The 934-nt window shown below is 42.2% G+C and carries 1 protein-coding gene; it reads right to left on the reverse strand.

The window, feature by feature from the left end; all coding sequences use genetic code 11:
* Positions 1–38 precede the first annotated feature (38 nt).
* On the reverse strand, positions 39–833 hold the full coding sequence (locus ACSZO1_RS22525; protein WP_437616616.1) for a DUF6387 family protein: 795 nt from the start codon (positions 831–833) through the stop codon (positions 39–41).
* Positions 834–934 lie beyond the last annotated feature (101 nt).

Raw genomic sequence — 934 nt, forward strand, 5'->3', positions numbered from 1 at the left:
AAACACTGAAAACGATAGATGAACGGCAATCATTGTAGTCATGAACAGAACTTTGAATGATTAAATCGCACCTTCCAATGGTAGAGAAGCTGTTCCAGATCTTTGTCGCTGAGTTTGTAGTTGTTTGATTTGGCATGATATAGAAGGTCTAAAATGGGAATGACTCGAAAATCGACTATCTTTTGAACCATCACTGCACCGAAACCATAGCTCTGCTGGCTGGTTTTGGGCTTAATCCCAGTTTGCTTACGCCAGCGGTTTAACAGGTAGCGCATTGATTCAATGATTTGATCATCCGTTGATAGACTGATATCGATTTCCAGATTAATTGCACTTTCTGCCCTTCGAACAAGGTTCTTTTTCTGCTCGTCAGTAAAATTCCTGGATTCAACCAGTTGCTGAGCGCGTATCTGTTTGTATCGCAGGATAGGTTGCTGCAACCCGTACCTGTTTTTTTCTGTGTGGAATGTTACCGTTTTTTCTCCGTAGTCAAGCAATCCGGTTTCTTTGATGTACCCTTCCAACTGATAAAGCTTACCAGCAGTCATAAGCCTGACATGCTGATCACTTTCATAAGCGTTGCAATCCTCGTCTGTTGACTTAGAGGCTAACAACGGCTTCCCTGAGAGGATTAAATCCCTTTCTTCAGGATTAGCCTGACTCACACACCATTCAGGTTCATCGCTTTCCAGCGCTTCTTCCAGTTCGTCAAACATTGCCTTCCGTTTGCGGATCTCCTGGCAAAGTTGCATAACGGTGATGTCTTTTAAAACATTATAATTCTCAGGCTTAAACCATTTAGTTAACTCAACTTTTTTTGCTGCGGTAGCCATCGGTAATCCCTCTTATAAACAGGCTGTTACTATACGATAGCGGTTTCCAAAAGTTGACAGGTTTGATTTTCTGAGGTAGCAATTGTCAGTGATGTCTACTG

Source organism: Erwinia sp. V71, from assembly GCF_965644245.1.
In the GTDB taxonomy this organism is placed as follows: domain Bacteria; phylum Pseudomonadota; class Gammaproteobacteria; order Enterobacterales; family Enterobacteriaceae; genus Erwinia.

Coding starts and splice junctions, on each gene's coding strand:
- ACSZO1_RS22525 (WP_437616616.1), bottom strand. CDS start 833: ATGGCTACCGCAGCAAAAAAAGTTGAGTTAACTAAATGGTTTAAGCCT.